Source organism: Mixta mediterraneensis (assembly GCF_014946725.1).
Classification (GTDB): domain Bacteria; phylum Pseudomonadota; class Gammaproteobacteria; order Enterobacterales; family Enterobacteriaceae; genus Pantoea; species Pantoea mediterraneensis.
The window spans coordinates 55,288-80,110 of the sequence record NZ_JACFXY010000013.1 but is presented as its reverse complement, the minus strand read 5'-3'; the positions used below and the strand labels follow the sequence as shown (position 1 = coordinate 80,110).

The following is a 24,823-nucleotide window of genomic DNA, read 5'->3' as shown; positions in this document are numbered from 1 at the left end:
ATCAGAGTTATTTAATATTTTTGCCTCTGGCAACGTCAGGAATTTGTTTCCACAGACGTGATGTCCAGGTTTTCTTAAGATGCTCCGGGTTGGAAGATATATAGGTCGCTGTGATAGCGCTTTGTTGACTGTTCCCCCGAACTTCGAGCGTCAGGCGGTCATTTCCGGCCCAGTTCCGGCTCATGCGGTAGTAGCTGCCCGGCTGTGCCTCCCAACTGGAGCCCTCTGAAATGGCTGATGCTGACCAGCCAGCATTTCCCTGACCGCTGTTGCGCGCGGCGGCGACATCGGTGTCCGATACAAACCCGTAATGCTGTTTCAGACGCATGGCAGCCGTATCCACAGGAACAGAAACAGTGCCTGACGTCCAGGTCACAAAGTCACGCGGTGTCGATTCTTCATTTTCAGTTACTGGTTGCTGACTGGCTGGATTAAGCAACGAATTCAGGCTGCTGAGGCTGAGATCATTTAAGGGGGTATTGCCGCTGCAGCCGGTCAGCATTAATAACAGAGTTGTAAAGGAGACAGCAGAGCGCATTTTTTTCATGGTATTACCCTTTCAGTGACGGGCTGCACGTAGCAGCCCGGAATTATCAGAATGTGAAGGTGAGCTGAGCTGCCGCACCATAAGTGCGGTCGGTGCCGGCCATACCGGTCAGGTCGAGATGGACCACGTTAAAGGGGGAAATGCCGATACCGGCGGTAAACACGTTGTTGTCGCTGTTGCGCATGTCTGCCCGATAGCCCGCGCGCAGCTGGGCCCAGTCCCATGCGTTGAGTTCGGCACCCACACCCGCAAACTGAGCTTTTTCATCAGAGGCAAAGCCGCTGGTAGGGGTCAGATCAACATCAGTCGCCAGCGTGATGAAGCCGTTGCTCCATGATGTACCGACAGTGGCCTGTGGGCGGATTTGAAAAGTGTCCTTCAGACCGTTGATCTCACGGGTCTCCACATTCCGTGAGATCAGATTCTGCCCGGTCAGCCCCAGCATCCATTCCGGCGTCAGCTGTGCGGCGAAGCCGATATCCACGTTGCCGCCAGTTTCGGAGCGCTTCCACTCACCGCTGTGAAAGTCGGAGGTACTGTAGTTATTGATGGAGACGTTGTAGTTCCAGGTATCCACACGCTGGAATTTTGGTGTAATCCCCACCGATACCGGCGTGCCGGCCAGCGTGAACTGATGAGCCATAGCAAGTCCGTATTCACTGACCAGCACCGCCACACCCTCCGCACGCGAAGTCAGCTGGTTAAGGTCGTCCTGGCTGGGTGAGAAAATGCCGGTCTGTACAGCATCGAGGTACGCCAGATCGTGTCCGGTAACCACTGCACTGGCTTTTGCCTGACCCCAGCCTTTGACCACCAGAGCAAAGGGCAGCGTGTCATTCGGAATGGCAATAACTGCCGACACCCCTGCGCTGGCCCGGCCGCTGTTCCCCGAAACATCCTGCAGGGCTTTCTTGAGCTCTGATGCCTGCGCTGCGCTGTTTCCGCTGCCGGCAGCGTCACTCAGGCGATCCCAACTGTCTTTAACGCGGTCAAATCCGTCCTGCAGATTATCCGGATCGCTGACCTGCGCGCCGATATCCGGAAGGATAATGCCAATGTCATCGCTGGCAGCATGGCGCGTCATCAGGGCGGGGTTAACCAGGGCCGCCGCTGCGTAACCGGATGAGGCCACACCCGTGCCGCCCATTGCGTCATTACGCGCTTCGGTCCAGGTGCCGGCTGCATGCGCAGCAGGCATGGCAGTGACCAGCAGCGCCAGCGTGATCCCGTGTGTAATCATCGATAATTTCATCATTTATTTCCTTTCATCAGTTGGTAATGCTCCCAACTTACTGATTTAGTGTATGATGGTGATTTTGAGGTGCTTGCGTGGCTTCCATTTCCATCAGATGTCCTTCCTGCTCCGCTACTGAAAGCGTGGTGCGTAACGGCAAAAGCACTGCCGGACATCAGCGCTATCTCTGCTCTCATTGCCGTAAAACATGGCAACTACAGTTCACTTACACCGCCTCTCAGCCCGGTACGCACCAGACAATCATTGATATGGCCATGAATGGCGTCGGATGTCGCGCCAGTGCACGCATTATGGGCATTGGCCTCAACACGGTTTTACGTCACTTAAAAAACTCAGGCCGCAGTCGGTAACCTCGCGCATACAACCGGGCAGTGATGTGATTGTCTGCGCTGAAATGGACGAACAGTGGGGCTACGTCGGTGCTAAATCACGTCAGCGCTGGCTGTTTTACGCGTATGACAGGATACGGAGGACGGTTGTGGCACACGTCTTCGGTGAACGCACTCTGGCCACACTGGAGCGTCTTCTGAGCCTGCTGTCGGCCTTTGAGGTCGTGGTATGGATGACGGATGGCTGGCCGCTGTATGAATCACGCCTGAAGGGAAAGCTGCACGTTATCAGCAAGCGTTACACTCAGCGCATTGAGCGACATAACCTGAATCTGAGACAACATCTGGCAAGGCTGGGACGGAAGTCACTGTCGTTCTCAAAATCGGTGGAGCTGCATGACAAGGTCATCGGACATTATCTGAACATAAAACACTATCAGTAAGTTGGAGTCATTACCGACAACCCGGGGAGAACAGGCCGGTGCATTATTTCTGGAGTGGGTCAGGGACAGCGTTGAGGACGGCACGCTCAGCGTCAATGAAAAGGACAGTCTGCTGCACGTTCTGGCGCAATTTGTTTTTCTGGTGTCACCGGCCTGTTTTTACCGTCACACCTCAACAGTGGGTGGCGGAGGTACAGATAAGGACAGGCTGCAGAAAAGTTTTGAGGCGCTGAACGTACACCATTCACGAAATGGTAGGGGGTTATTCCATTACCATCAATACGACACGCCGGATAAAAGCGGTCGTTTTACCAAAGTGTCAGGCTACATGATTAACGCTGACATTATTTTTAAAAAAGGGAGCTGTCCTGCGGACAGTATATGGCTTTCAGCGAAGAAATAATCTGCTGAGGTTAATTTAATATTACGAGGTCATTATGGCAGACATTATGACATTTGAAAAAATTCTCGATGACTATTTTTTCAATAAAGTTCTTCGTCGTGCAACTGAATGGAGCTACAAAAAGGTTGTGAGAACGTTCCGGGAATTTTACGGCGATAATATGCTTCCGGAAAATGTAACGCGAATGGATGTTCTGAAATGGCGACGGTATGTTCTGAACGAACAGATGTCCAGCAAGCGGACATGGAATAACAAGGTTGCCCATATGCGGGCAGTATTTAATCATGCCATCACGAACAAACTTATTTCAGCCAGAGAGAATCCGTTTAACCAGGTGATTGTTAAACCCGACATTAAACGCAAAAAAACACTCTCCGGGGAGCAGATGAAGAAAATTGATTTAATCATGGAAAGGAAAATTGAGCTGGAGCAGACGGGTATTCATGATCCGCGGCCAAACGCCCTTGAGCCCGCCTGGTTCTGGATGACGGTCATTGAGACACTGAAGTTCACTGGTATGCGTCAGAATCAGTTGCTGCACATACGGCTGTGTGATGTGGATCTGAAACTGGGCGTCATTGAATTACAGGCTGAAGGCTCTAAAAATCACCGGGAGCATCGTGTGCCGATCACCGCACGGCTGATGCCACGCCTTGAGCATCTGTATCTTATGTCTGTCCAGAAGGGAGCCAAAAAAGGGGAACAGTTATTCAACATCAACCGGTTTACCCCCAAGAAGAAAAGGATTATCCGGGCGAAAAACATGGATCACCTCCCGATGAGGGCTTTTTTCAGGAGACTGTCTAGGGAGTGCCAGTGTGATGTCAGCCCACACAGGTTCAGGCATACAATAGCGACAGACCTGATGAAACGGCCAGAGAGAAGTCTGAATGATGTCCAGATGCTGCTGGGTCATTCCAGCGTCGCGGTAACCCTGGAATATGTCGAAGCAAACATGGATAACCTGAGGCGAAACCTTGAAGCCGCGTATGCAGCTTAGGAGTAATCCTAAGTCAAATTTATAAAGGTTTGATATCTAAAAGGGAAAAAAAGGCCGGTTTTCCTTTACAGATCGTTGACATAGCAGCGATGAGAAGGTAAATACCTGTAACTGAAATTATTGGGATGTGAGAAATCCGGATGGTGCGCTAACACCATCCGGATTCTTAATCCCTAAACCCTCAGATGCAGAACGAAGTGCCTCATGCTGCATGGTGACGGTCAGGGACATTGTCATGCCTGTTAAAGATCTCATCCCTTAACAGACAGGCTCTGAAGTTTGGTGCCCGAACCCGGAATCGAACCAGGGACACGGGGATTTTCAATCCCCTGCTCTACCGACTGAGCTATTCGGGCAACGGGCCGCATTAAACCTTAACTCCCTTGTAGCGTCAAACGCTTTTCACAAAAATAAATTCGACTGACGCCTTTTCCATCAATCACCGGCTGCCACTGAAATATTGCGATCGTTGCCCGGTATATTTTCAGTGCATAAAGACGTTAACCTGATTACCGAACCTCTCCTTAACCAACACAATAAGGTGCGATTCTGGCCTGGCTTAACGTCTGGCGACTTGTCACCCCGTGCCGCGACCGGCGGCAGATTTGCAGTGTGCAGAGCAATACTGATGCCACGGCTAAAAAGCCTGGCCGCCGCGCTGATCAGGGTTTCTGCTGCGCCACCTGTACCGGTGCAGGCGTGGCCGGTGGCAGGAAAATATGGTCAAGGATTTGTCGCATAACCGGGGCTGCCGTGACGCCTTCGCTGCCACCGTTTTCCAGAATCAAAGCTATCGCTACTTTAGGGTCGTTAAAGGGCGCAAACGCGGTATAAAAGATATGGTCGCGTAAGCGAACTGGAATCATTTTGGCGTTATAAGTTTGATTTTGCTTCAGGCTAAATACTTGCGAAGTCCCGCTTTTCGCCGCAATGCCGTATGGCGCAGTGTGAAAATATTTATAGCCGGTGCCGTTTGGCGCATTCGCCATGCCGAACATCGCATGACGCACCAGCGACCAGTAAGGCGATTTAGCATCGCCAACTTGTGCCTGTGGCAGTTTCGGTTGATAGTTCTCCACCAGCTTGCCACGCTGGGTTTTCTCCAGCAGATGCGGGGCAATAACCCGGCCATTGTTAATCAACGTGACCATCGCTTTTACCATCTGGATCGGCGTGGCAACCCAGTATCCTTGCCCAATGCCCACCGATATAGTATCCCCCTGATACCAGGGTTTTTTATGCACCTTCTGCTTCCAGTCACGACTCGGCAACAAGCCGTTGTACTCTTCATGCAAGTCGATGCCGGTGGATTTGCCATAGCCAAACTGGCTGAGCATGGTATGAATGCGATCAATCCCCATCATAAACGCCACCTGATAAAAGAAGGTATCGGCAGATTCCTCAATGGCTTTGGTGACGTCCAGCATACCGTGGCCAGATTTTTTCCAGTCACGATAACGACGATCCGTGCCCGGTAAAGTCCAGGTTGGCGCACCGAAAAAGGTCGTTTGGGGAGTAATGACTTTCGTCAGTAACGCTGACATCGCCATATAGGGTTTCACCGTTGAAGCAGGCGGATACAGGCCCTGCGTCACACGGTTTATCAGCGGCAGACTTTTATCCTGCAATAGCGTTTCGTAGGCTTTGTAGCTAATGCCTTTTACGAATGGATTGGGATCGTAGCTGGGACTGGACACCATCGCCAACACCGAGCCATCGTGGGGATCTTCAACCAACAGCGCGGCACGTTGACCCGCCAGCAAACTTTCAATGTACTGTTGCAGATGAAGATCCAGCGTCAGCGTAATATTCTTACCGGCAACCGGCGGCACCTCTTTTAACACCCGCACGATGCGTCCGTGATTATCGACTTCTACTTCCTGATACCCTGGCTTACCGTGCAGCACCGACTCGTAATAGCCCTCAATCCCCTGCTTTCCGATGTTGTGGTCGGCGGCGTAGTTTTCAGCGATGCCCGCTTTATTTAATCTTTTGGCATCGTTATCGTTAATTTTCGAGACATAACCGACCACGTGCGCCAGATCGGCACCATAAGGATATTGGCGATCCTGATAGGTATCAATACTGACGCCCGTGAAGTTAAACTGATTTACCGAGAAGCGAGCAACCTGTTCATCCGTAAGTTCTTCTTTAAGGATCAGGGGCTTGTAGCGGCTGCTCTGTTTTAGCATGCGCTGAAAGCTGTCTATTTCGTCTGGCGTGAGATCGATCAGCGGCGTCAGCGCCTTGAGCGTGGCCTGCATATTCTCAATTTTATAGGGCGTCAACGTGATGTCGTACCAGGTGACGTTGCGCACTAATGGGATGCCGTTACGATCGTAAATCAGCCCACGCGTCGGCGCAATTGGAATCATTTTGATGTCGTTCTGGTTAGATCGCGTCTGATAATAACTGTGATCGCGCACCTGTAGGCGATAAAGATTAACGCCCAAAATAGTGAAACAGATAACAACCAGAATAAAAGCCACCGCTGCACGGCGAACAAACAGCTTTTCTTCAGCTTCGAAATTACGAAAATTCATCAGGAGGTATTAATTATTGGCGGTTTATGTTTATTTTTAATTGTCGACTTAATGATAAAGGGCATGAAAGCCAGTGCCAGTACGAAGATGCACAAGCCTGGGCAAAAGTGTGTCATTTAGTGAAGATGTTACTGAAGAAACGTAAACGCGAAAGAGAAATGCAGGCACCTCAGGAGAAATGCCTGCGCCCTGCGGCGCAGACACTCATTAAGCTCAATCGCCCAGCAAGACAGATTCCAGCGCGATTTTAATCATGTCGTTAAACGTGGTTTGTCGCTCAGCCGCCGTCGTCTGTTCATGGGTACGGATATGGTCCGACACGGTGCAGATAGTCAGCGCTTTCGCCCCAAATTCCGCGGCTACGCCATAGATGCCTGCCGCTTCCATCTCCACGCCAAGAATGCCGTATTTCTCCATAACGTCGAACATCTGCGGGTCTGGCGTATAAAACAGATCGGCAGAGAAGATGTTACCGACGCGTGCCTCAACGCCCAGCGTTTTCGCCGCATCCACAGCGTTACGCACCAGATCAAAATCAGCAATAGCCGCAAAGTCATGGTCTTTAAAACGCATGCGATTCACTTTCGAATCGGTACATGCTCCCATGCCAATGACGATGTCACGCAGTTTTACATCCGCCCGCACCGCGCCGCATGAGCCCACACGAATAATTTTTTTCACGCCGAAATCGGTGATCAGTTCTTTGGTGTAGATCGAGCAGGATGGGATGCCCATACCGTGACCCATCACCGAGATTTTGCGCCCTTTGTAGGTGCCAGTATAACCCAGCATACCGCGCACATTATTCACTTCAACCGGATTGTCCAGAAAGGTTTCAGCGATGTGCTTAGCACGCAGCGGATCGCCGGGCATCAGTACGACGTCTGCGAAATCACCCATTTCTGCATTAATGTGAGGCGTTGCCATTGTTCATATCCTTTTTAAAATGGTCGATGTTTTTATAGCATGTTCTTGCCGTAGTCCATGCTGGACAGGCCAAAATAGTGCGCAATGGTTTGACCAATATCAGCAAACGTTTCGCGGTAGCCGAGCGAGCCGGGTTCCACTTTCGGGCCGTAGATCAAAACTGGAATGTGCTCACGCGTATGTTCGGTGCCTTGCCAGGTGGGATCGCAACCGTGATCGGCGGTTAAAATCAGAATGTCATCTTCGCCTACCAGCGCCATCAGCTCCGGCAAACGTCGATCAAACAGCTCCAGCCCTCCGGCATAGCCAGCGACATCGCGACGGTGACCCCAGGTTGAGTCGAAATCAACAAAATTAGTGAAAACAATGGATTGATCCGGCGCGTGCTTCATTTCTTCAATCGTGGCATCAAACAGCGCGTCGAGGCCGGTGGCTTTGACTTTTTTGGTGATACCCTGTTCGGCGTAAATATCCGCGATTTTACCAACAGAAATCACGTGGCCGCCCTTCTCATCCACCAACTTTTTCAGCATGGTGGATGACGGCGGTTCCACGGCTAAATCGTGGCGGTTGCCAGTACGTTCAAAATGACCCGCTTTATCACCCACAAACGGACGGGCAATGACACGACCAATGTTATAGCCGCCTTCCGTTAACTCCTCACGTGCAATTTCACACAGCGCATACAGCCGATCCAGCCCAAAGGTCTCTTCATGGCAGGCGATCTGGAACACGGAATCTGCGGAGGTGTAGAAAATCGGTTTGCCCGATTTCATGTGCTCTTCGCCCAACTGGTCGAGGATCACCGTACCCGAGGAGTGGCAGTTGCCAAGGTAGCCAGGCAAATCGGCACGCTCTACCAGTTTATCCAGCAGTTCCTGTGGAAAGCTGTTTTCTTTGTCGCTGAAATAGCCCCAGTCGAACAAGGCTGGCACACCGGCAATTTCCCAGTGACCAGACGGTGTATCTTTACCCGACGAGATTTCGCTGGCGTAAGCATACGCGCCGGTGATTTTTGCCTCAGGATCGAGGCCTGGCGGGAAGCGGCCGGTAGATAACTCTGCCGCTTTACCCAGGCCTAATGCCGTCAGGTTTGGCAGATGAAGCGGGCCTTTGCGACCTTTGTCAGCTTCACCGTTAAAGCAGGCTTCGGCGATATGACCTAACGTGTCCGAACCTGCGTCACCGAATTTGTCGGCGTCCTTGCTGGAGCCGATTCCGAAAGAATCGAGAACCATTATAAATGCACGTTTCATGCAAGCCTCCTGCGCTTGTGCGCGTGACAAGTCAAAAAAAGCGATCAGATCAGTATACCTGAATGTTTTGTGACTGGCACCGGTTGTAATCTTTAACCTGCTTCAGTCACGCGGCGATAAACCACCGGCGTGGCTGCGGGTGCGCTGTCGCTAAGGGTGATGGCGGCTTTCACTGCTTTCGCTGCCTGTTGCCAACAGGCTTCGCTGCTGGCATGAATCACCGCCAGCGGTCGCTGCGTATCAGCGCGTTCGCCAAGCCTAATCATATCGCTCAGACCAACGCTGTAATCGATGCTGTCACTGGCGCGTTGCCGCCCGCCGCCCATCGCGACAACAGCCAGGCCAAGCGCCCGCGTATCCATGCTGCTGACAATGCCTGGCTCATCGGCATATACCGCTTTGCTCAGCATGGATGCAGGAAGGTAAGTATCATGGCGCTCGACAAAATCACTGGGGCCATTCTGCGCCGCCACCATGCGAGCAAACACCTCGGCAGCTTTGCCATTATCCAGTACCTGCATCAATTTTTGGCGGGCCTGTGCATCGTCTGTTGCCAGCTTGCCGGAAATCAGCATCTCGCTGCATAGCGCCAGTGTCACTTCAAGCAAGCGCGGATTACGCTGCTGACCGGTCAGGAAACGCACCGCTTCGCGCACTTCCAGCGCATTTCCGGCACTGGAGGCTAACACCTGGTTCATATCGGTAAGCAGCGCGGTGGTTTGACAACCTGCACCGTTTGCCACACCAACAATCGCCTGCGCGAGATTTTCTGAAGCTTCCCAGGTCGGCATAAAAGCACCAGAGCCGACTTTCACATCCATGACCAGCGCATCCAGCCCTTCAGCAAGCTTCTTCGCCAGAATCGAGGCGGTGATCAGCGGAATGGAGTCAACCGTGGCGGTAATATCCCGCGTGGCATAGAAACGCTTGTCAGCCGGTGCCAGTGAATGAGTCTGGCCGATAATCGCGACACCCACGTCTTTGATGATTTGGCGGAAACGATCCTCGCCTGGAAAGATGTCAAGACCAGGGATGGCTTCCAGTTTGTCCAGCGTACCGCCGGTATGGCCCAGACCGCGTCCGGAAATCATCGGAATGTAACCGCCGCACGCGGCTACCATTGGGCCTAGCATCAGCGAGGTGACATCGCCAACGCCGCCGGTTGAGTGTTTGTCTACGACTGGTCCGTTCAGATTCAGCGATTTCCAGTTCAGCACCGTGCCGGAATCGCGCATTGCCATGGTCAATGCGACACGTTCGGGCAACGACATATCATGGAAATAGATCGTCATCGCCAGCGCGGCAATCTGACCTTCAGAAACGCTGTTATCGCGCACCCCATTAATAAAGAAGCGGATTTCTTCTTCATTCAGCGTATGGCCGTCACGTTTTTTACGAATAATTTCTTGTGGCAAGAACAAGGTAAGCCCCCTTACGCAGGGAAGTGTCGGTGTTGAAAAGGCGGTCAGCGACCGCCTGAAAATGTTAGTAACCGGACTGGCTGGTTTCGCTGTTGTAACCCAGCGTATTTAACAGGTTCGACAGCAGGCTGGAGGCACCGAAACGGAAATGACGCGCATCGGCCCAGTCTGCACTTAAAATATCTTCCGCCAGTTGCAGATAAATCGCAGCATCTTCCGCCGTACGCACACCACCAGCCGGTTTAAAACCAACCTGCTGCTGCACGCCTTTATCACGGATGACGCTCATCATGATTTTCGCGACTTCCGGGGTGGCGTTGACCGGCACTTTGCCGGTTGAGGTTTTAATGAAGTCAGCGCCCGCATCAATCGCTATTTCTGACGCCTGACGGATCAATGCTTCTTCTTTTAACTCACCGGTTTCGATAATAACTTTCAGCAGCACGTTCGCTGCCGCACAGGCTTCTTTACAGGCGCTAACCAGGTCAAAACCGACCTGCGAATTACCGCCGATCAGAGCGCGATAAGGGAATACCACATCCACTTCGTCTGCGCCGTAAGCGATGGCAGCGCGCGTTTCAGCCAGCGCAATTTCAATATCGTCATTACCATGCGGAAAGTTGGTGACAGTGGCAATGCGAATTTCAGGCGTGCCCTGTTCACGCAGGGTTTTGCGCGCGATGGGAATAAAACGGGGATAGATGCAAATCGCCGCTGTGTTTCCAGCGGGGGATTTTGCCTGATGACAAAGCGCAGTCACTTTTGCGTCGGTGTCATCGTCATTCAATGTCGTTAAATCCATCAGTTTCAACGCACGCAGTGCTTGCGCTTTAATCTCGGTCATGATGCTCTCCAACAGGCTCGGATGCGGCCTACAGGCAGGCCGACTGAATGTGATAATAATAACAATTGCTGCCTAATCTTTATGTGTTACAAGTCACATCAAAGTAAAGAATGGCTGCAATGGTATTATCAATGTAGTGAGTTAAATCACAAATGTTGCGATAACAGCACAATTATACGCCAGTGCGGGCAGTGTTACTATTATCACATTTATGGCGTAACTATACTGCTGTAACTATGCCGTTAATGCCGCGAATGCTCTTTAGCACAGCGCATTACCCGACCGAGGCAGGCAATCAGGGATTAGCGGGAGAAGCGAAACACCGTTTGGCTGTTCTGCCACAGCGCATCGGCAATTTGCCGGGGCGATTCAGAACGCAGGTTGCATAGCGCTTCCCATACCAAACGCGCACGTTCAGGGCGATTCGGCTGCCCCTGAAAACCGTGCAGCGGCATATCTGGCGCGTCGGTTTCCAGTAATAGTGATTCGAGCGGTAGCTGAGCGATCGTCTGACGGGTTTTGCTGGCGCGTTCATAAGTAATAGTGCCACCCACGCCAATCGCATAACCGAGTTTGATAAATGCCTGCGCCTGTTGCAGGCTACCGGCGAAACCATGCACTACCCCGCGACGGGGTAAATCGTGCCGACGCAGATGCTGCGCCAGTTTGTCATGGGTACGACGCGAATGCAGGATGACCGGCAAATCGTAATGTTTCGCCAGTTTTAACTGGCTATCAAGCAAACGCTCCTGCCTGTCAAACTGCGGATCGTCGCGATAGAGATCCAAACCGATTTCTCCGATCGCCACCAGTTTTTCAGGCGACTGCCTGAGATAATCTTCCAGCGCCTCCAGATGAATGTCCTGATGCGCCTCAATCGCGATGGGATGCAGTCCAAGCGCCGCATACAGCGCCGGATGATCGGCGGCGAGCTGGCAAATTATGCCGAAACGGCTGGCGTCCACCGCTGGCACAATGATTTTCTCAACCCCCGCCTCGGCGGCACGCGCAATGCTTGGTCCGGTCTCGTCAAGAAAGGGGGGAAAATCAAAGTGGCAATGGGTGTCGATAAATCTCATGCTAATGAACCTTTATCGTAATCGGCGTCGTTACCGGCCAACGGCGGCGTGATGATGAGACGCGTATCAGGCGCATTCGCCACTGGCGCGGGTGGCGTGACGGTGGCGTAACGCATAAACGGTTCGGCATCGCTCAGCCACTGGCCCAGCGTGGCAAGAAAGTAACGTCCGCAGCGACGTCCTAAATGGTAATCCTGATTCAGCGCTGACACGCGACTGCCCAATGCATTACTGGCCAGCGCGCGCGGTGGGAATATTTCAATGATACGTAAATTGCCAGGCGGTTGCTCAATGTATTGCTGAATCTCCTGATAACTCTGCTCATGCTGGTGCAGTATGTTAATCATCGGTTGCAACGCACTGTCGCTCAGCCAGCGTTCCATACGCTTAATCCATTTGGGCGTATAGGTCATTTGCGACGGTACGGTGCGAATCACCACAATGGTATCAGCCCCGCGCTTAGCCGCTTCACGCACCGGAATCGCATCGCTAATGCCGCCGTCCAGATAGCTGATCCCTTCAAGATCCACACCAGGCCGGTAGAAGCCGGGAATCGCGCTTGATGCTTTAATAATGTCCAGCCAGTTATCATTCGTTGGAGCAAAGTAGCTGGGCGAGTAATCGTCAGTGCGGCAGGCGCACATGTAAAATTCGCGACCGCTGGTAAACAGCGTTTGCGCTGTGGCCATTTCAAGCGGAAATTCACTGCGGGTGATGTCAATTAACCAGTCGAGATCGATCAGATGACCGCCGCGAACAAAACGCAGCGGGTCGAAGAACAGTTTGTTGGTGGTATAACGCGTGATAACGCGACGGGCATAGCCGGGTTGGGCACAGACAAAAGCAGACAGATTTTGCGCCCCCGCCGAGGTGCCTAGCATTAAATGAAAGGGATTAAAGTTAGCGCGCTGGAATTCATCCAATACGCCAGCGGTAAAGATACCGCGCTGGCCGCCACCTTCACACACTAACGCTATTTTTTTAGCTTTGAACGGCGTCAGCGCCAGGGGTTCGATCGCCCCGAGTGTAACTGGAACGCGTATACCCAATGTCTGAACCTCTGATGAATTTCTCTATCGGGTATGCAGGATGTCTTTCCGTTGACGTTCAGCAGCATCCCGGAGAACCAGTCATGTTGTCCTTTGACCGGGTAGAATGCTTTACGCCTTCTCCCCTCTGTAGCACCGTGTTCGCTATCCTTACGCTGCGTGTCACGCTACAGATGACTGGCCTCCGCTGTATGCTATTGCATTATGCCACCGGACTCATCGGTCAAAGTTTTTTACGGCCAGTAAACAGGCTGATGAGGAACAGGATAATACCAACGACGAAGACAACTTTAGCTGCCCATGCTGCGGTACCGGCTAAGCCACCAAAACCTAAAGCTGCGGCAATCAGCGCGATAACCAGAAAAATAATGCCCCAACGAAACATAAGCCTCTCCTTTACCATAGTGAAAATCGAACTGCTTATTTCATCCCATGACGGGTGATTTTTATCTGTGCGGCACCCGAAGGTGTCGCACATTTACCATTAAGATTTAACCGCCAGGTCATTCTTAACGCTTTTCACGCCTTCAATTGCTTTTGCAATGCTTTCAGCGCGATCCGACTGTGCCTTATTCGCTACCGTGCCTGAAAGCTGAACCACGCCGTCGGTGGTTTCAACTTTCACGTTACGCGACGGCACGATGTCGTCTGCTAATAGCTTAGCTTTAATTTCGCTGGTGGTTGCTGCATCACCCGCATAACCTTTCAGTGACTGAGATTTGCTGTCCCGAACGTGTAGTTTATCGCTGACGGATTTAACACCTTCTACCTTCTGCACCACGGCCACAGCCTTTTCGGCCTGATCCTGTGAAGTGACAAAACCGCTTAACGTCACCACGCCCTGATGCGTCTTGACTGAAATATCCGTACTTTTAATCGCTTCGTCATCCACCAGTGCTGCTTTCGCCTTGGCGGTCACGCCACTGTCATCCATATAACCATCGACTTTTTTCATAGAACTATCGATCTTAGAACCCGCACTATCTGTAGTTTGCTGTGCTTTTTGCGACAGCGACTCGTCAGCCAGCGCGCTGCCACTCAGCAGAGCAGAACCCACCATTGCGGCAATAAAGGTTTTAGCAATCTTAGTTTTGTTCATCGATATATTCCTTCTATCCGTTAATTCACTCACAACCGTGAGCGCGACAGTAGCAAACGGCGCTACTGCAATGCTGGGCGAAGGCAAAAAAAGTATTCTTCGCCGCCCGACAGAATAATGATAGTTGATATTTTGTGCTTTGCTGGAGTAACTGGTTGATAGCGCGCCAAAATAGGCAAAAAGAAGGATTTTTAGGAGGAGTCTGTAGCAGCAAAAACAGGGCCATTCACAGATAGAATGGCCCAACATCAGTCGATTAATGCTCGCGTGTTTTACGGAATTTAACCTCGGGATAACGTTCCTGAGTGATATTTAAATTCACCATAGTGGGGGCGATATAAGTCAGATTATCGCCGCCATCAAGAGCGAGATTGGCCTCATTTTTACGCTGAAATTCGTCGAATTTCTTCGCATCGCTGCATTCAACCCAACGCGCGGTTGACACATTGATCGCTTCATACAGCGCTTCAACGTTATATTCACTTTTCAGGCGCGCTACCACCACGTCGAATTGCAGCACACCAACAGCGCCTACGATCAGATCGTTATTATGCACCGGGCGGAACACCTGTACCGCGCCCTCTTCCGACAGCTGGACCAGCCCTTTCAGCAGCTGTTTCTGCCTGAGAGGATCGCGCAGACGAATACGGCGGAACAGCTCTGGCGCAAAGTTCGGTATTCCGGTGAACTTCATATTTTCACCCTGGGTAAAGGTGTCGCCAATCTGAATAGTGCCGTGGTTATGCAAACCGATAATATCGCCCGGATAGGCTTCTTCGACGTGAGAACGGTCGCCCGCCATAAAGGTCAACGCATCCGCAATGACCACATCTTTTCCGGTACGGACCTGGCGCAGCTTCATGCCTTTTTCATATTTGCCGGATACCACACGCATAAACGCCACACGGTCACGGTGTTTCGGGTCCATATTGGCCTGGATCTTAAACACAAAGCCAGTGAACTTCTCTTCTTTGGCTTCTACGGTGCGGCTGTCGGTTTGGCGTGGCAATGGCGTCGGTGCCCAGGAAACCAGGCCATCCAGCATATGATCTACACCAAAGTTACCCAGCGCGGTGCCGAAAAATACTGGCGATAATTCACCATTCAGAAAAGCTTCACGCTCGAATTCGTGCGACGCGCCTTGCACCAGTTCGAGTTCATCACGTAACTGGGCCGCTAACTCTTCACCGACCGCCGCATCCAGCTCTGGGTTAGCCAGGCCTTTCACTACGCGCACGTCCTGAATAGTGTGACCTTTACCGCTCTGATACAGATAGGTTTCGTCGTTATAAAGGTGGTAAACGCCTTTGAACAGCTTGCCACAGCCAATCGGCCAGGTAATCGGTGCGCAGGCAATCTTCAGCTCGTTTTCAACTTCATCCAGCAACTCCATGGGATCGCGAATATCACGGTCGAGTTTATTCATGAAGGTCAGGATCGGCGTATCACGCAGCCGTGTTACTTCCATCAGTTTGCGGGTACGATCTTCAACGCCTTTTGCGGCGTCAATGACCATCAAACAGCAGTCAACCGCCGTCAGCGTACGATAAGTATCTTCAGAGAAGTCTTCGTGTCCTGGTGTATCCAGCAGATTAACCAGGCTTTCACGATACGGGAACTGCATCACCGAGGTGGTAATAGAGATCCCGCGCTGCTTCTCCATTTCCATCCAGTCGGATTTAGCGTGCTGGTTTGAACCACGGCCTTTTACCGTACCAGCCGTCTGGATAGCCTGTCCAAATAGCAATACTTTTTCGGTAATCGTCGTTTTACCGGCATCGGGGTGCGAGATGATCGCGAAGGTGCGGCGGCGTGCCACCTCTTCTAAAAAGGGATTAGACATGGAATTCTTCTCAACGGAGCAGTGCGGTGGCAGTTTGCCAGGCGCTGCAGGTAAATCACGATGGCCGGCAGAACTTTACCGGCAGGTAATCGGTGCCGAATGCGACTATTTTTCGTCGGCGTTTAAGCACGAAGTTACATTGGCGGCGATCCCGGTTACCCAGTCAGCATTTAGGCGGCATAGCATACAATATTTTGTCCGTGCGGCCTACAGGTGGTGACATCGCTTGTTTGCCCTTACGTTAACCTTCGGTTTGCGAATAAAGAGAAGGATAAGAACAGCACGGTGGCACGACAAGGGGCCAGCAAAGAAGAGGTTAAAAACGGACAAAAATGATAATCGCTCGCATTCAATTCCCGAAATAATTCTTTTTAAATCAAAGAGATAATATTTAATTTTTAAAGAAAAAAGCTTCACTTCACTCACCGCTTTGATGCATACTTTATCGTCTCTCACCTGCTTAATTCGCCTATTAAAAGGACGCGACCATGCTGACCGCTGAAATGACTGGACGTTTAAACGACCAGCTAAACCTGGAATTTTTCTCTGCCAATCTTTATCTGCAAATGAGCGCCTGGTGCAGCGACAAAGGCTTTGAGGGTGCTGCCGCCTTCCTGAAAGAACACTCTCGCGAAGAAATGCAGCATATGCAGCGTCTGTTCGATTATCTGAGCGATACCGGCGCGATGCCCGTTCTCGGCACCATCGCCGCCCCGCCGGTGGCCTACAACTCGCTGACCGAGCTGTTTCAACAAACGCTGGAGCACGAGCAGCTGATCACCGCAAAAATTAACGAGCTGGCACACGCAGCGATGTCTACCCAGGATTACTCCACCTTTAACTTCCTGCAATGGTATGTTTCCGAGCAGCATGAAGAAGAAAAACTGTTCAAAACCGTGCTGGATAAACTGGCACTGGTGGGTGACAGCGGTAACGCTCTGTTCCTGATCGATAAGGATCTGGCCCGCATGAACGCTGAAAGTCACCACGACGCGTAAAAACCCGAAGCCCGCCTTACGAGGTGGGCTTGTGATTATTACGTTTGCAACACAACATAATGCAGTGAAAAAAGCTGCGTTCTGGCAGTCGCCAGTTTTTATGAATGCTTACCCGCAGCCGTAAAAAATGCGCTAAACGGCGTCTTCTCCCGCTGACGGAGGAAGATAAGGACGAGAATAAGCCCGGCACCGCCTGTGCCTTACTGGTGCGCCGACAGCTTCGCAATCGGTGTCCAGATTGCCGTCATAGCCCCCTCATTACCGGTAAACGGATCGCGCGTTGGTAGCGGAACCTGATTTACCTGCTCCAGCGACTGTCGGAGCCTGTCTGGTTCATCTCGCCGTGTTTCAGGCGACATCCCTTCCGGATAGGCGCCCACAGCAATAAAATCGTCGCTGGCATGAATTTGTTTATGACCGACACCCGCTGGAATTAATACTGCATCCCCCGCCCGTAACGTCACCATGCGTCCGCTGTCGCCACCAAACAGCACTTCCGCCCAGCCTGCTGCTACGCCAAGTAATTCATGTGTATTCGGATGATAATGCGTATAGGGGAAGATCGGATAACGCCATGCCGGCGGCCAGCCGTTTTGCGCAAACGTTTTTTCAAACCATGCGGTAATATCTTGCTGATCTTCTGGCACCACGCGTGGCCAGATAATTAGCGGTAAGGGGTTATTAGGGACGCCGCCCGACGGGTTGGATAACAACAGATGCTGAGGATTAGCAGACGCCCCGGCCGAAAAAGTGCCTGCAGCAAAGGACATCAGTAACATCAGACTGGAGGTTTTAGCACTCATACATGTTCTCCGGTTTTTGCTTAAGTGTGACAAAGAGCGGGAATAAAGCAATGTGCTCAAACCGACAAAAATTACATAATCCCCTGAATTAATTTACTAAAGCTAAATATCTTATTATCTTTCCTGTCACGCTGACGTTAATACAAGCAACATCCCCAACCCTGTCAGGCAAACTGTTATATAAAAAATGTTCAAATCTGTGTCTGCTCGCCTTGACTGTTATCTGTTTTAATCGTTAACAGATGACAGTGAGGTGAAAAATGCACGACATAAAACAAATCCTGATTGACGAGATCGCTCTGCTAAATCGCGAAGAACGTCGCGACAATTTGCCGCGGTTTAGCCTGTCTTTTTTAAAAAATCATCCAGGTCTTTGGGCGGTGATGTATCTGTGCTACGGCTTATGCGTTGCGTTGATTTTCTCTACCGAAATGCTCGGCTGGCCGGCGTTTTGGTTTGCCACCGCCTTTGTGCTGGTGATGAGTTTTTTGATGTTGCTGGATATTAATCCGAAGTATCGCTTTGAGGATATTGATGCGCTGGATCTGCGCGTTTGCTACAACGGTGAATGGTATTATGTGCAGCCGGTACGCGAGCAAGCGGTGTCGCGCATCTTATCCCTGCCCGAAACGCCAGAGCGGGTGAAAAGCGGTATCCAGCGCCTGCTGAAGCAAAAAGGCGAAGTGGATTTTTATGACATTTATTACCTGACATGGGGAAACAAGGAAGCGGCGAGCGTTTAAGGCTGCACCATTTCTGCCATTAACTTACCCAGTGTGACGATTGCCGCCTCGGCCCGAACATCCCACGGCCAGGCGGTATTCAGGCGAAAACAGTGACTAAACTGTTTCTCCGCCGAAAATAACTCCCCTGGGGCAATGCTAATCCGTACCGATAACGCACGTTGATAAAGCTGCGTTGTATTGATGCTGTCCGGCAACGTCACCCATAAAAAATAGCCACCAGCCGCTTCGCTTACCGTTGAATGCGCCGGTAACACCTTCAATAAAGCCTGTCGCACCATCTGCTGGCGCTTTGCCAGCGTCTGACGTAAACGCTTTAAATGCGTGTCGTAGCGGCGGGTTGCCAGAAAATCTGCCAGCGCCAGTTGCATCGGCGCGCTGGTAGAAAGGGTGCTCATTAGCTGTAAGCGCTGAATGCGCTGCGCATGTTGTCCTGCCGCCACCCACCCTACGCGGAATCCTGCCACCAGTGACTTGGAAAACGAGCCGCAGTGTAAAACATTGCCCTGCCGATCCCAGGCTTTAGCGGGCAGCGGTGGAGTAGTGCCACTCCAGAGTTCAGCATACACATCATCCTCAATCAGCGGCACCTGATGACGGGCAAGCAGTGCCACCAGCTGCTGCTTACGCTCAGAGGTTAAGGTTACGCCAAGCGGATTCTGTAGTGACGTCATCAACCAGCAAGCTTTTACCGGCCAGCGCTGTAAGGCGTCCTCCAGCTGCTCCAGATTGATGCCGCGTTGCGTATCAACTGGAATCGCCAACGCTTTCAGCTTCAGCCTTTCAATCGCCTGTAGCGCGCCATAAAAGCTGGGCTGTTCGATTACGACATAATCACCCGGTTCCGTTAACGATTGCAGACTGAGATTCAGGGCTTCCAGCGCGCCGCTGGTAATGACGATCTCATCGGGGGAGAGCGTAATGCCTTGCCGGGCATAACGTTGTGCTAACAGCTGACGCAAGCTGGCATTGCCAGGCGGTAAATTATGCAGCGCATCGGTCGGCGTAAGCTGGTGCGAAACATTTGCCAGCGAGCGCATCAACTGACGTTGCGGGAACAGGGCAGGATCGGGGAAAGCCGATCCAAACGGCACAATGTGGGGATCACGGGTCGCCTGTAATACATCAAATACGAAATCGTTAATATCGACTTTTTCGCTGATGGCCACGCGCAGTGGTTTGGCAGCCAGCGCACGTGGCGCAACGTAATAACCCGACTGCGGGCGCGAAATAATCCAGCCCTGGCTTTCCAGTAATTCGTAAGCGTGCAGCACAGTCATCAGGCTCAGACCTTGCTGCGCAACCTGCTGACGCAGTGACGGCAAACGCGTACCGGGGGGCCAGATACCGGCCTCGATTTGCTGCTGAACGTCCTCTATTAATCGCTGGTATTTCGCCACAGGCACGGCTCCTTTTTTATCTGCCTGATTCTACCTTGCATGACATCAGAAGCCAGCCGTTAACCCATTATTCTCATCCACAAAGTTATTTAGCTCTCCGATTTTTTCCGGTGGGATCGGTTTACCCAGCAAATATCCCTGCAATGTATTACAACCCAGACCAGTTAAAAACGCTTGCTGCTCGGCGGTTTCCACCCCTTCTGCCACCACTTTTAGCTGTAGCGACTGTGCCAGCGCAACAATAGCGGACACAATGGTTGCCCCCTCGGTTTGATGTTGCAGTTCATGGACAAACGCCCGATCAATTTTTAACTCACTAGCCGGTAAACGCTTCAAATACAGCAGACTGGAATAACCCGTACCAAAGTCATCAATGGAAGCTTTTACCCCGAATTGCGTCAGTTCCGTCAGGATGCGCACACTCTCATCCGGGTCGCGCATGGCGGTGGTTTCGGTCACTTCCAGCGTCAGTAATTCTGGTGGAATTTCGTATTTTGCCAGCGCGTCGATAACCGTTTCCACCAGGGCGCTCTGCTCGAATTGCAGCGCCGACAAATTCACCGCCACCGACCAGTGCGGGTGGCCTTGCAGATGCCACTGGCGTAGCTGACGACAGGCTTCGTTAATCACCCAATGGCCAATATTGACGATCATACCGGTCTTTTCTGCCATCGGCAGGAAGTGATCCGGCATCAGCAGTCCGCGTGTCGGATGCTGCCAGCGCAATAAAGCTTCGAAGCCGAGAATCGGCCCGCGTGGCGCGCAATACTTCGGCTGATAGAACAGCCGCAGCTCGTTATTATCCATGGCCTGCCACAGATCGTTATTCAACTGTAGCTGGCTCTGCGCCTGGGTATTCATTGACGGCTGGAAGAAAGTGTAACCATTGCGACCGTTATTCTTGGTATGGTACATCGCGGCATCGGCATTGAACATTAACTCACGCTCATCAATACCATCGTCTGGATACACCGCTATACCGATACTCAGGGACACCGTCAGCTCATAGCGAGAAATAGTGAACGGGCGGTCAATCGCCTTCACCAGCTTGTCGGCCATCGCTGCCGCGTCGTTAGGGTCATCAATCTCAAGCAGCAACACAAATTCATCGCCTCCAGGACGCGCCAGCGTGTAATAACCGTTCATCTGCTGATTCATACGTTCCGTCACGCCGATCAGCAGATTGTCGCCAATATGGTGACCAAAGGCGTCATTAACGGCCTTGAAACCATCCAAATCCATAAACATCAGCGCAAAATGGCTACGCTCACGACTGGCCTTGTTGATCGCCTGCTCCAGTCGATCTTCCAGCAAAATGCGATTCGGCAAACGCGTCAGGTTATCGTGCAATGCCAGCTGAGCCAGTTCCCGGTTCGCTTCAGCCAGCGAACTGGCAAGCATGAAGGTTCGCGCCTGCATACGTGCATCCAGCATCGACACCACTAACATGATGCCGAGAATAGTGATTGCGACGACGGTGACCAAAATCATCAGCCAGTTACCGTTTACGCCCGCCTGGGTTGAATGGCTGTGCAACGGAAATTCAGCGGCCATCATGCCGGTATAATGCATGCCGGCAATGGCTAATCCCATTACCCCCGATGCGCCAAAGCGCAGCACGATAACGCGGCTGGAGGTGCTATCGCGTAAATTAAACGCCAGCCATAACGCCACGCCGGAAGCCACTAATGCAATCACGACAGAAGCCGCAACCCAGCCCCAGAGCCAGACGATACCATGCGTAAACATTAGCGCCGCCATGCCGGTATAGTGCATTGCCGCCACGCCTGTCCCCATAATGAGCGCCCCCCCCATTAAGCGGCGCAGCGGCAACTCGCCCTGACAAACCAGCCATAAGGCAAAAATAGAGGCGCATACCGCAATCGCCGCCGAAATCACAGTCAGCGCTGGGCTGTAGTACATCACCCTACTCATGCTCATCGATAGCATGCCAATAAAGTGCATAGCCCAGATACCGATACCCATGGCAAAACCGCCGCCCAACAACCAGAATTTGGCTGTTTTGCCGGTCGATATTGCCACTCGCCCCGCCATATCCAGCGCGGTAAACGAAGCCAGCATCGCGACCAGAATCGAAACCATAACGATAAAAGCGTTGTATGAAATTACTATCATACTGATTTCCCGGATAAAGACGCGCAAACAGCTGTGGCGTTGGTCGTTAAAAGTGATACAAAGATTGCTTTGTTGTACATGTTATCGGCAATGCTAAGCACTTCATTAGACAGCTACAATGAAAGAGTTTGATGTCGGGAGCAGCTAACGACCCTCACCGGACTTCGGTTAAAGACGTCAGACAGGTGGGCAGCAAGCCGGGGAGAAGAGTGGAGATCATAAATTCACCGACACGGTCAGCGGGTGTGGGTTTACCCAGAAAGTAACCCTGCATGGCGTCGAAGCCCAGCCCCGTTAACAATCGCTGCTGTTCTTCGGTTTCGACACCTTCTGCCACCATGCGCAAATTCAGGCTCTGCGCCAGCGTGAGCATTGCGCTGACTACGGTGGCATCCTCGCTATCCGCCCGCAGACAGTTAATAAAGTTGCGATCGATTTTTAGTTCGCTGGCTTCGAGATGTTTCAGGTGCAGCAGGTTGGCGTAGCCGATACCAAAATTATCAATGGCTATTTTGACGCCCAACTGTTGCAGCTCACGGATGCGTTGCTGGCTAAACTGCGGATCGCGCATCACGATGGCTTCGGTGATTTCCAACATAAGCGCGCCACGCGGCAAATGATGATGCGCCAGAGTCTGCGTTACGGTATCGAGCAGATCGCGTTGATGAAACTGCAGCGCCGACAGATTTACCGATACCGTCCAGTTGCTGTTGCCCTCATTGTGCCATTGTCTGAGCTGACGACAGGCTTCATTAATTACCCAGTTGCCCAGCGCCACAATCTGGCCGGTTTTCTCGGCTCTTGGCAGAAACAGATCCGGCATTAGCAACCCACGCGTCGGATGCTGCCAGCGCAGCAACGCTTCAAAACCGATCAGCTCGCTGCCGCTGGCACGAAACTTCGGTTGATAAAACAGGCGCATTTCCTGGCGTTCAATCGCTTTCCACAGATCGTTCGCCAGCTCCAGCTGATGCTGCGCGCTGGTGCTCATTGCGGGCTCAAACAGGCTCCAGCCGTTGCGGCCTCTGTGTTTAGTGTGATACATCGCGGAGTCAGCATTGAACATCAGCTCTTGCCTGTTGCGGCCGTGCTGTGGGAATACGGCAATGCCGACACTCAACGAAACGTTCAGCAAATAGCAGTCCAGCTCAAACGATGCCTCAATCACTTTCACAAGTTTCTGCGCCAGTTCGCTGGCACGTTGTTCATTACCGTTCTCGAACATCAGTACAAATTCATCGCCGCCTAATCGCGCCAGCATCATCCTGTCCGTGAGCTGACTGCATAGACGTTCTGCCACCGCAATCAATAAACGGTCGCCGACATGATGTCCCCACGTGTCGTTTACCGCCTTAAACCCATCGAGATCCATGTACATCACTGCAAAGTTGCCATCGTGCAGCGTTGCCTGTTTAATCGCGTTCTGCAGTTGCTGCTCAAGCATTACGCGATTGGGTAAAGCAGTAAGGTTGTCGTGCATTGCCCGCTGGTGAAGTTCGCGATTAGCCCGATTAAGTTTGGCTGCAAGGCGGGCAGCCCGCAGTTGCGCATCCAGCATTGAACTCAATAAGGTCACGCCGAGAATCGAGAGCGTAATGACGGTCACCCATACTGCCAGCTCCTCGTTGCTGACGCCGTGCCTGTGCATACTGCTGGCGCTATTAAATTCTGCCGCCGCCATGCCGACGTAATGCATTCCGGCAATAGCCACGCCCATCACCAGCGATGCCAGCCCACGCATCAGGAACAGATTTTTTTCTCCCTGACGCAGATGAAAAGCCAGCCACAGCGCCGCGCCCGAAGCGATAAATGCAATCAATACGGATAACGCCACCAGCGAATAATTCCAGTGCGGAGCGGGATCGATTAATAGCGCATGCATGCCAAGGTAATGCATTGTTACCACGCCTGTGCCAAGGATCAGGCTGCCACGCAGTTGACGACGGCGCGTTAAGTGATTTCCATTAACCGTCTGGCCGAAAGCCAGTATCGAGGCCACAATAGCTATCGCCAGCGAAATTGCCGTAAGCCGCACGTCATAGTGCATATCCATGGGCATCATCATCGCCAGCATACCAATGAAGTGCATTGCCCAGATGCCAATCCCCATTGCCGTACCACTCACCACCAGCCATAAGCGCGCCAGCCAACCGCGCGAAACGGCTACGCGTCCCGCCGTATCAAGGGCTGTAAAAGAGGCAATAAAAGCGACGATCAGCGAAACGCAAATCAGAACGCCGTCCCAGGTGACTAGCAACATATGCAACTCCTCACCACCTGCTACGCGCAGGTGCTGTGTATGTCTTAAACGGTCAAACTAAAAAAACACCGCGAAGGTGAAAATGTTTCGCTTCCGGGTGATAAGCGCTTACAGGCCAGTCAAAGCTGTCCTTCGATTGCAGGACTTTTTATTTACATTGCTTATGGCCACTCAGGCAAATTGTAAAAATGTCTGATAGGTATACGAACATATCACCGAAGCCGTCAGGGCGGTAGTAGGCTAAATAATTCTGACTTTACTTTTCTTTCCTCCTTGCAATACCCTGTGATTACTGAGTTATCAGCGGCAACGCGTAAGAGATTAACGAAAAAGCCTCACTGAATTTCACATGTGCGATTTCACTGATATATAGTTAATAAAATTGATGTAAACTAATCAACCCATGACTAAGAATTTTTTTATCGCAACAGCGCCATCCAGGAAA

At 51.8% G+C, this 24,823-nt stretch carries 21 protein-coding genes and 1 tRNA gene; 5 read left to right on the top strand and 17 right to left on the bottom strand.

Annotated elements, in window-relative coordinates; genetic code table 11:
• Positions 1-7 precede the first annotated feature (7 nt).
• Positions 8-547 (bottom strand): hypothetical protein, encoded by a 540-nt coding sequence (locus H2P46_RS19045; RefSeq protein WP_193406428.1) that lies wholly within the window; start codon positions 545-547, stop codon positions 8-10.
• Positions 548-593: 46 nt separating this feature from the next.
• Entirely contained in the window at positions 594-1,802 is a 1,209-nt protein-coding gene (locus H2P46_RS19040) for a conjugal transfer protein TraF (protein ID WP_193406427.1), read from the bottom strand.
• Between the two features lie 74 nt (positions 1,803-1,876).
• On the opposite strand from H2P46_RS19040, the gene H2P46_RS19035 reads away from it, so the two are divergent.
• From H2P46_RS19035 to H2P46_RS19025, 3 genes are all read left to right on the top strand, one after another.
• Positions 1,877-2,574 (top strand): IS1 family transposase gene (locus H2P46_RS19035; protein WP_338103662.1). Its coding sequence is split into 2 segments (ribosomal slippage): positions 1,877-2,126 and positions 2,126-2,574, totalling 699 coding nucleotides; the frame shifts between segments, so codons are not numbered across the junction.
• 1 nt (position 2,575) lies between these two features.
• Positions 2,576-2,977 carry a conjugal transfer nickase/helicase domain-containing protein gene (locus H2P46_RS19030; protein ID WP_420846549.1) on the top strand — a complete coding sequence of 134 codons (402 nt, stop codon included), beginning with the start codon at positions 2,576-2,578 and terminating at the stop codon, positions 2,975-2,977.
• 34 nt (positions 2,978-3,011) lie between these two features.
• Positions 3,012-3,977 (top strand): tyrosine-type recombinase/integrase, encoded by a 966-nt coding sequence (locus H2P46_RS19025; protein WP_193406426.1) that lies wholly within the window; start codon positions 3,012-3,014, stop codon positions 3,975-3,977.
• A 280-nt stretch (positions 3,978-4,257) separates the two neighbouring features.
• Here H2P46_RS19025 and H2P46_RS19020 read toward each other — a convergent pair.
• From H2P46_RS19020 to prfC, 11 genes are all read right to left on the bottom strand, one after another.
• Positions 4,258-4,333, bottom strand: a tRNA-Phe gene (locus H2P46_RS19020).
• 306 nt (positions 4,334-4,639) lie between these two features.
• A complete protein-coding gene (gene mrdA, locus H2P46_RS19015; protein ID WP_193406425.1) occupies positions 4,640-6,520 on the bottom strand; it encodes a penicillin-binding protein 2 in 1,881 nt (626 codons plus the stop codon).
• Between the two features lie 213 nt (positions 6,521-6,733).
• The gene (deoD, locus tag H2P46_RS19010) at positions 6,734-7,447 is read right to left on the bottom strand and encodes a purine-nucleoside phosphorylase (protein ID WP_193406424.1); all 714 of its coding nucleotides are present in this window, start codon (positions 7,445-7,447) and stop codon (positions 6,734-6,736) included.
• A gap of 32 nt (positions 7,448-7,479) precedes the next feature.
• Positions 7,480-8,703, bottom strand: coding sequence for a phosphopentomutase (deoB, locus tag H2P46_RS19005; RefSeq protein ID WP_193406423.1), 1,224 nt, complete (start codon positions 8,701-8,703; stop codon positions 7,480-7,482).
• A 92-nt stretch (positions 8,704-8,795) separates the two neighbouring features.
• Positions 8,796-10,124, bottom strand: coding sequence for a thymidine phosphorylase (gene deoA, locus H2P46_RS19000; RefSeq protein WP_193406422.1), 1,329 nt, complete (start codon positions 10,122-10,124; stop codon positions 8,796-8,798).
• A gap of 64 nt (positions 10,125-10,188) precedes the next feature.
• Positions 10,189-10,968, bottom strand: coding sequence for a deoxyribose-phosphate aldolase (gene deoC, locus H2P46_RS18995; protein WP_193406421.1), 780 nt, complete (start codon positions 10,966-10,968; stop codon positions 10,189-10,191).
• 302 nt (positions 10,969-11,270) lie between these two features.
• Complete coding sequence (locus tag H2P46_RS18990; RefSeq protein WP_193406420.1) at positions 11,271-12,047, bottom strand: TatD family hydrolase; 777 nt, start codon at positions 12,045-12,047, stop codon at positions 11,271-11,273.
• On the bottom strand, positions 12,044-13,096 hold the full coding sequence (locus tag H2P46_RS18985; protein ID WP_193406419.1) for a patatin-like phospholipase family protein: 1,053 nt from the start codon (positions 13,094-13,096) through the stop codon (positions 12,044-12,046). Before H2P46_RS18985 ends, H2P46_RS18990 begins: the two co-directional genes overlap by 4 nt.
• A 223-nt stretch (positions 13,097-13,319) precedes the next feature.
• On the bottom strand, positions 13,320-13,481 hold the full coding sequence (locus H2P46_RS18980) for a DUF1328 domain-containing protein (protein ID WP_003848537.1): 162 nt from the start codon (positions 13,479-13,481) through the stop codon (positions 13,320-13,322).
• A 99-nt stretch (positions 13,482-13,580) separates the two neighbouring features.
• On the bottom strand, positions 13,581-14,195 hold the full coding sequence (osmY, locus tag H2P46_RS18975; protein ID WP_193406418.1) for a molecular chaperone OsmY: 615 nt from the start codon (positions 14,193-14,195) through the stop codon (positions 13,581-13,583).
• 256 nt (positions 14,196-14,451) lie between these two features.
• A complete protein-coding gene (gene prfC / locus H2P46_RS18970; RefSeq protein ID WP_193406417.1) occupies positions 14,452-16,038 on the bottom strand; it encodes a peptide chain release factor 3 in 1,587 nt (528 codons plus the stop codon).
• A gap of 488 nt (positions 16,039-16,526) precedes the next feature.
• On the opposite strand from prfC, the gene ftnA reads away from it, so the two are divergent.
• Positions 16,527-17,036 carry a non-heme ferritin gene (gene ftnA / locus H2P46_RS18965; protein WP_193406416.1) on the top strand — a complete coding sequence of 170 codons (510 nt, stop codon included), beginning with the start codon at positions 16,527-16,529 and terminating at the stop codon, positions 17,034-17,036.
• 200 nt (positions 17,037-17,236) lie between these two features.
• Here the strand turns inward: ftnA and H2P46_RS18960 are convergent, their stop codons facing one another.
• Positions 17,237-17,839 carry a cupin domain-containing protein gene (locus H2P46_RS18960; protein ID WP_193406415.1) on the bottom strand — a complete coding sequence of 201 codons (603 nt, stop codon included), beginning with the start codon at positions 17,837-17,839 and terminating at the stop codon, positions 17,237-17,239.
• Positions 17,840-18,099: 260 nt separating this feature from the next.
• Between H2P46_RS18960 and H2P46_RS18955 the strand changes: the two genes are divergently transcribed.
• Complete coding sequence (locus H2P46_RS18955; RefSeq protein ID WP_193406414.1) at positions 18,100-18,582, top strand: YlaC family protein; 483 nt, start codon at positions 18,100-18,102, stop codon at positions 18,580-18,582.
• Here H2P46_RS18955 and H2P46_RS18950 read toward each other — a convergent pair.
• The 3 genes from H2P46_RS18950 to H2P46_RS18940 all read right to left on the bottom strand — a co-directional run bounded on the left by H2P46_RS18950 (position 18,579) and on the right by H2P46_RS18940 (position 24,378).
• Complete coding sequence (locus H2P46_RS18950) at positions 18,579-19,982, bottom strand: aminotransferase-like domain-containing protein (RefSeq protein WP_193406413.1); 1,404 nt, start codon at positions 19,980-19,982, stop codon at positions 18,579-18,581. The genes H2P46_RS18955 and H2P46_RS18950 overlap by 4 nt on opposite strands.
• A gap of 45 nt (positions 19,983-20,027) precedes the next feature.
• Entirely contained in the window at positions 20,028-22,118 is a 2,091-nt protein-coding gene (locus tag H2P46_RS18945; RefSeq protein WP_193406412.1) for a putative bifunctional diguanylate cyclase/phosphodiesterase, read from the bottom strand.
• 154 nt (positions 22,119-22,272) lie between these two features.
• A complete protein-coding gene (locus H2P46_RS18940; protein WP_193406411.1) occupies positions 22,273-24,378 on the bottom strand; it encodes a putative bifunctional diguanylate cyclase/phosphodiesterase in 2,106 nt (701 codons plus the stop codon).
• Positions 24,379-24,823: the final 445 nt, after the last annotated feature.

Coding starts and splice junctions, on each gene's coding strand:
- deoC (WP_193406421.1), bottom strand. CDS start 10,968: ATGACCGAGATTAAAGCGCAAGCACTGCGTGCGTTGAAACTGATGGAT.
- mrdA (WP_193406425.1), bottom strand. CDS start 6,520: ATGAATTTTCGTAATTTCGAAGCTGAAGAAAAGCTGTTTGTTCGCCGT.
- ftnA (WP_193406416.1), top strand. CDS start 16,527: ATGCTGACCGCTGAAATGACTGGACGTTTAAACGACCAGCTAAACCTG.
- prfC (WP_193406417.1), bottom strand. CDS start 16,038: ATGTCTAATCCCTTTTTAGAAGAGGTGGCACGCCGCCGCACCTTCGCG.
- H2P46_RS18945 (WP_193406412.1), bottom strand. CDS start 22,118: ATGATAGTAATTTCATACAACGCTTTTATCGTTATGGTTTCGATTCTG.
- H2P46_RS19045 (WP_193406428.1), bottom strand. CDS start 547: ATGAAAAAAATGCGCTCTGCTGTCTCCTTTACAACTCTGTTATTAATG.
- H2P46_RS18940 (WP_193406411.1), bottom strand. CDS start 24,378: ATGTTGCTAGTCACCTGGGACGGCGTTCTGATTTGCGTTTCGCTGATC.
- H2P46_RS18990 (WP_193406420.1), bottom strand. CDS start 12,047: ATGAGATTTATCGACACCCATTGCCACTTTGATTTTCCCCCCTTTCTT.
- deoB (WP_193406423.1), bottom strand. CDS start 8,703: ATGAAACGTGCATTTATAATGGTTCTCGATTCTTTCGGAATCGGCTCC.
- H2P46_RS18955 (WP_193406414.1), top strand. CDS start 18,100: ATGCACGACATAAAACAAATCCTGATTGACGAGATCGCTCTGCTAAAT.
- H2P46_RS18980 (WP_003848537.1), bottom strand. CDS start 13,481: ATGTTTCGTTGGGGCATTATTTTTCTGGTTATCGCGCTGATTGCCGCA.
- H2P46_RS18960 (WP_193406415.1), bottom strand. CDS start 17,839: ATGAGTGCTAAAACCTCCAGTCTGATGTTACTGATGTCCTTTGCTGCA.
- osmY (WP_193406418.1), bottom strand. CDS start 14,195: ATGAACAAAACTAAGATTGCTAAAACCTTTATTGCCGCAATGGTGGGT.
- H2P46_RS19040 (WP_193406427.1), bottom strand. CDS start 1,802: ATGATGAAATTATCGATGATTACACACGGGATCACGCTGGCGCTGCTG.
- deoD (WP_193406424.1), bottom strand. CDS start 7,447: ATGGCAACGCCTCACATTAATGCAGAAATGGGTGATTTCGCAGACGTC.
- H2P46_RS19025 (WP_193406426.1), top strand. CDS start 3,012: ATGGCAGACATTATGACATTTGAAAAAATTCTCGATGACTATTTTTTC.